General features: G+C 41.7%; 5 protein-coding genes. 4 read left to right on the top strand and 1 reads right to left on the bottom strand.

Going from position 1 to position 6,000, the window contains the following annotated elements; translation table 11 throughout:
* Positions 1 to 282: 282 nt before the first annotated feature.
* Positions 283 to 447 carry a hypothetical protein gene (locus BLT18_RS18270; RefSeq protein WP_175487503.1) on the bottom strand — a complete coding sequence of 55 codons (165 nt, stop codon included), beginning with the start codon at positions 445 to 447 and terminating at the stop codon, positions 283 to 285.
* A 744-nt stretch (positions 448 to 1,191) separates the two neighbouring features.
* On the opposite strand from BLT18_RS18270, the gene BLT18_RS12855 reads away from it, so the two are divergent.
* The 4 genes from BLT18_RS12855 (at position 1,192) to BLT18_RS12840 (ending at position 5,877) form a co-directional block, all read left to right on the top strand.
* Positions 1,192 to 2,670 (top strand): aldehyde dehydrogenase family protein, encoded by a 1,479-nt coding sequence (locus BLT18_RS12855; RefSeq protein ID WP_091274767.1) that lies wholly within the window; start codon positions 1,192 to 1,194, stop codon positions 2,668 to 2,670.
* Between the two features lie 365 nt (positions 2,671 to 3,035).
* Positions 3,036 to 3,887 (top strand): aldo/keto reductase, encoded by an 852-nt coding sequence (locus BLT18_RS12850; protein WP_091274765.1) that lies wholly within the window; start codon positions 3,036 to 3,038, stop codon positions 3,885 to 3,887.
* 342 nt (positions 3,888 to 4,229) lie between these two features.
* The gene (locus BLT18_RS12845; protein WP_091274764.1) at positions 4,230 to 4,886 is read left to right on the top strand and encodes an SDR family oxidoreductase; all 657 of its coding nucleotides are present in this window, start codon (positions 4,230 to 4,232) and stop codon (positions 4,884 to 4,886) included.
* 490 nt (positions 4,887 to 5,376) lie between these two features.
* A complete protein-coding gene (locus tag BLT18_RS12840; protein ID WP_407639932.1) occupies positions 5,377 to 5,877 on the top strand; it encodes a flavin reductase family protein in 501 nt (166 codons plus the stop codon).
* The last annotated feature ends 123 nt before the right edge of the window (positions 5,878 to 6,000 follow it).

Below are 6,000 nucleotides of genomic sequence, written 5' to 3'. Positions count from 1 at the left end.
TGCTTTTATGATTATCAAAAGCGAACATTATTTCGATTGTAGCGTAAGGCGGCGACTCCTGCGGGATAAGCTTGAGCTGAAGACCCCACAGGCAGCTTGCTGCCGAGGAGGCTGAAGCCAAGCCCGCGGAAAGCGTCCGGCTGAAGCGAAAATTGAATGATAACGAGGGGATTTCATATAATGTTCGTTTATAATGTGATAGATCTGAATTATGAAATTGATTCTGTTTACTATAACTTTAATGAATTATGTGTGAAAGACAAAAATAAAGAAGACTAATAACTAAATAAAATTATTGTAAAGGCACGAATCATTGAAGAAAATCCCCTCTCCGACGGCGGTGATGGGGATGTTTTCTTTTTCCAATTGTGGATAAGCAGACCAACTATTCGATATTTCCGTAGCAGTTAAGCTGACAGCAGGCTTGCCTGTATATTTCTTACTCATCCTACCATCCCCTTACAAAATTATTATGACTTGTATGTAAAACATTTATTCAATCTGTTATGACCATTGATGGTAAACGGCATCAAAAAGAATGGACAGCTGTTTACTGGAGAGGTTTCGAGCAAAAGGAGCAAGATGAAAGAAGAGCCGCTATATGAAGAATAAGACATTAAACCAGCTGCCGTTACATACTGGCCAATGAGAACAATCATACTAGCTTTAACGATCTCCGTTCTAAGGAGCAGCTTTGCAAAGAAGAAACTATTCTGAACTTGCCTCATTAATCACAGAGTAAAAGATATAGAATGCAGGATTTAGAGTAATGAAGAAATTAGGTATATGCACGGTCGTGGCAAAAAAATAATAATGGAACCGTTATGTGGGATAGATAATGAAAAACATAGGATAACTGTTTAAGAACCACCAGGAAAATGGCTGTCAATCAGATGAGTTGAAAGGTGAGGACACGATGAATCATAATATTAGAAGAGAAGCAGTTGTAAAAACCCCATGAACACATTTTCATGTTCATTCGCATAAAGTCGGTCTGGCGGTAAAACAATCCGGGTCGTTCATAAAGACCGAGATGACTTAAATACTGATACAAAGTATCCTATCTTTTGAAAAAGAAAGGTCGCTGCCAGTAAAGGGGTTTCTATCTCCACATAGCTTGGCGAGTTATACACAGGCGGCAAACTCTATCATCGTAAGTTATATTATCTGCAGCAGGAGGGAAATAGCGTAATGTCAAAAGAACCTGTAACCATTCAAGCGATTATTAATAATGAGAAGGTGACAACAGAAGAGAAAATTTCCCGTGAGAACCCGGCAAACCCAAAAGAAATTGCTGGGTATGCACCAGTCAACACGAGAGAAGATGCTGTGCGTGCCATCGACGCTGCGTCCGATGCATTCTCTAGTTGGTCTAAGATTCCAATGGAAGAGCGAATAGAGCGGATGAATCGTGCGATTAAAAAGTTGAAGGATGCAACACCAGAATTGGCCAAGCTTCTATCTCGTGAGCACGGCAAACCGCTGTATGATTCAGAAGGTGAAATGGGTGTGTCATTGATGTGGATGGAACACGCTGCCAGCACAGCAAAAGATGTACTTAAAGATGACGTGCAGGAACGCGAGGATGGTAAGACGATAATCAGGAATACCCCAATTGGCGTCGTTTCTGCAATATCTCCGTGGAACTATCCAATTTCTCTGTCCACCATCAAGATTGCGCCTGCTCTTCTTGCGGGAAATACAATAGTAATCAAACCAAGTCCGTTTGCGCCGCTTACAGTCAGCAAAGTGGTCGAAATAATTGCAGAAGAGTTTCCAAAAGGTGTGGTTAACCTGGTTCATGGAGAAGCTGATGTCGGCGTAGAGCTTACTTCCAATCCCAAGGTTGCCAAAATTGCTTTTACAGGCGGAACGGAAACGGCAAAGAAGATCATGAAAAGTGCTGCTGATACGATTAAAAATATGACCCTGGAATTGGGTGGGAATGACGCTGCCATCGTTCTCTCTGATTTTGATGTGAACGATGAACAGGCGATGCGCCGCCTTGTGATTGCAAACTTTCTAACCACTGGTCAAATTTGTATGATTGCCAAACGGATCTATGTGCATCGCTCTATATATGACAAGTTTGTCGAGAAATATATCGAAGCTGCCAACAAGTGGATTCGAGTCGGCGATCCTTTTAACAAGGATGTGACTGTGGGGCCGGTAAATAATGCAGATCAAGTCAAATACGTGCAAGGGTTGATTACAGATGCCAAAAGCCGGGGATCCAAAGTAATCCCGCTTGGTGAGATCATCGATTCTGATGCTTTTGGAACAGGGTATTTTATGCAGCCTTCCTTAGTGTTGGACGCTGGATATAACGATCCGATTGTAGAAGAAGAGCAATTTGGTCCAACTGTGCCTATACTGCCGTTTGATGATGATGAGCATGCGGTCTCTTTAGCCAACGACAGCATCTACGGGCTGACAAGCTCTGTCTGGGGCGAAGAGGACCATGCTATTCAAGTTGCCAGCCGGATTGAAGCAGGTACAACGATGATCAACACAGCTGCTGTGCAGGGACTGGATGTACGCTTTCCTTTCGGCGGTGTGAAACAGTCTGGTATTGGACGTGAATATGGCGATGAAGGTTTGCTTTCTTATGTAGAAGCCCATGTCATTAATGTACCCAAAGATCCGGATCTCCCGTATATTCCTGAGTGATGGAAAAGAAGTCGAACGGAGGGTGTGAACCTCTGTTTGACTTCTTTAGTGCCGACAAAATATAAAAAGTGGCGTTAAAGGAGCAGATGCAGTTTCGTGAAAACCTGCAGGTGTATGGTATGTGGAATACCATTACGGGTGAGCTGGGATATCCAGACATCCTAAAGAAAAGCTTGTAACAGGAAGCATTAATATAGGAGAATACGGGACGGGAACAACTTTCTTCGTTTCCGGTGATTTCTCGATAGGCAAAGGAGATCCGTTTATCAAAGCGTCCATCATGCAGGAATTGTATATCAATATCTCGAAAGGTATGCAAGAAAGCACGGCTTACTGTGCAATAAAAAGAGATAGGAGGCTGTTTGATGAAAACAGTAACATTAAACAATGGAGTAAAGATGCCTATTATCGGCTTTGGGGTGTATCAGATTAGGGATCAAGAAGAATGCGAACAATCTGTTTATGATGCGCTTATGGCAGGATATCGCATGATTGATACGGCGGCGGTGTACAAAAATGAAGAAGCCGTCGGAAGAGCTATTAAACGAAGCGGTGTCCCAAGAGAAGACATATTTCTTACGACGAAACTGTGGATTCAAGATGCCGGATATGATCGTGCTAAAACAGCGTTTGAAAAGTCACTGGAACGACTGCAGGTGGATTACATCGATTTATATTTAATTCATCAGCCATATGGTGATGTATTTGGTGCTTGGCGTGCGATGGAAGAGATGTATCGTGAAGGACAGATCAAGGCTATCGGGGTAAGTAACTTCTACATGGACCGCCTTGTTGATTTTATTACGCATAATGACATTGTTCCTGCAGTGAATCAGGTGGAAACACATCCTTTTAACCAGCAAGTCGAAAGCGCTGCACTAATGAGAGAGAACAATGTTCAGCTAGAGTCCTGGGCACCCTTTGCAGAAGGAAAAAATAATATTTTTCAACATGATGTTTTAGCATCCATAGGTGAAAAGCACAACAAGTCGGTCGCTCAAGTGATTTTGCGCTGGCTGATTCAACGAGATATCGTCGTAATTCCAAAATCTGTTCATAAAGAGCGCATCATTGAGAACTTTAACGTTTTTGATTTTGAACTAAGTCATGAGGACATGGAGAACATCGCTTTGTTGGATACGAAAGAGAGTTTGTTCTTTTCTCATAGAGACCCGGAAATAGTGAAATGGCTCAACAGCGTAAAGGTTCGCCGTTAATGGGAACAGACGGTGGTAGTTTGGTAATCGCTCTATCTTTCACAAGAAACAGGAGATCGTTATTTATTGACAAAAGAGTGTAAGGAAAGAGAAGCAAAGGATGTAAAGACATGGGAAACATATTATTCATACGTGAATAAGCACAGGATGAGCGTTATCTGCTGAGAGACAGCAGCAGTGCTGCTTAACAGGTGCGGTTATCATACTTATTATGATATAAAGGCTTAAGACAAGCAGGTGCATACATAGCCAGTCCGTTTTGATTTACAATAAAAGGGAAGAAATGCACAATAAAAGAGTGAATGTTTCTTTTATACAATGTCACGAGAAAGGGTGTAGACAGTGAAAGTTCTTGTTGTTGGAGCAAATGGCCAAATTGGAAAACATCTTGTTACGTTTATTCAAGAAAGTGACAGCTTAAATGCTAAAGCAATGATCCGTAAAGAGGAACAAGCCTCTTTCTTTAAAGAACTGGGGGCGGAAACGTCCGTTGTCGATTTAGAACAAGATATTGACACCATTGCAAAAGCAGCAGAAGGTGTCGATGCTGTTGTATTTACTGCAGGTTCTGGTCCGCATACGGGAAAAGACAAAACCATTATGATCGATTTAGATGGTGCGGTGAAAACCATTGAGGCAGCGAAGAAAGCTGGTGTAAAACGATTTGTAATGATTAGTTCATTTGACACGAGACGCCAGGCGATTCTGGATGCTTCGGAGTCGTTTGCACCATATGTGGCAGCCAAGCACTATGCAGATGAATGGTTAAAGGGAACAGATTTGGATTATACGATTATACATCCTGGAAGACTCACAAATGCTGAAGGAACTGGAGCGGTAACAGTGGCTGAAGAAGTGGAAATAGATGAAGTGCCAAGAGAAGATATTGCACGTGTTATCGTGGCATCCTTAGAAAATGATGCAACAGTTGGAAAAGAATTTCAAGTAATAACAGGTGCGAATCCAACTTCTGTGAAAGAAGCTGTTCAGTCGATTTAACCAAACAGTGCATGATAGAAGAAGGGGCTGTATCAAAAGCTCTTAACGTAAAATACCATGGACGCCATCCCTCCAGATGGTGACCATGGTATTTTTTTATGACCAGCTTATGCAGCTGGTTAAGGTCGTGAATTATGACCTTTTGCGACAGCCCCGGCTGATATTTAAAAATATTGGATTTTTTCAGTAGCCCCGAGATTTCACCGCCTGTTTTTCTTCGGTGGTGTCTGCAGCTTCGATAGCGTCCTTCGAATAAGACAGCAAACATTAAATCGGTAAATCGTGGACGTAAAATCGTTTTACACGTGCAGAGATATAAAAAGCGAAGGCAGAACTGGATGACGTGTTGTTCCAACTAGGGTCAAAGCTGTCCAAAAGACACATATTGTTAACGATAGTATAATTAATTTATTTTTTATTCACAATAGTTGAATTTATACAAGATGAAGATTATGATAGATTATAAATCATGATAAAGGAGTTGAAAAATTTGCAAAAAAGTACAGACAAACAAGCACTGTTTAAAGAAGCACTGGGAAACTATCCCACAGGAGTGACCATTGTTACGACCCAAGATGAAAATGGGACTCCGGTTGGCCTTACTGTCAATTCATTTGCGTCCGTTTCACTGGACCCCCTCATGATACTGTGGTCCATTGACCATGGCGTATCTTCTTTGGATATTTTTAAAAAAGCAGACAAGTTTGCCGTTCACGTGTTAGCAGGCGACCAGCAGGAATTGTGTAAAACATTCGCAAGTAAAGACACAGACCGTTTTGGAAGCTGCGAGTGGAAGGTTTCAGAACATAACCTGCCTGTTATTGCTGATGCATTTGCGGTGCTTGAATGTGAGACGTTTCAACAGGTAGAAGCTGGTGATCACACCATTTTAATCGGGAACGTATTAGACATTGATGTGGACAGCGGAAAAGACCCGATGCTCTATCACCGTCGCAAATTTGGACCTATTCCCGCTGCATTTTATAAATAAGACATGAATTGATCAGCGGAAGCACTGAGAAAAGCGGATTTTTCTCAGTGCTATTTTTTGTTTAGTGAAAAAAGTGAGAAAATTTATTGACTTTGTTGAAAGCGTTTTATATAATCATAAATA

Origin of the sequence: Alteribacillus persepolensis (assembly GCF_900099605.1) — a bacterium.
In the GTDB taxonomy this organism is placed as follows: domain Bacteria; phylum Bacillota; class Bacilli; order Bacillales; family Marinococcaceae; genus Alteribacillus; species Alteribacillus persepolensis.
This window is presented reverse-complemented; position numbering and strand designations above follow the sequence as displayed.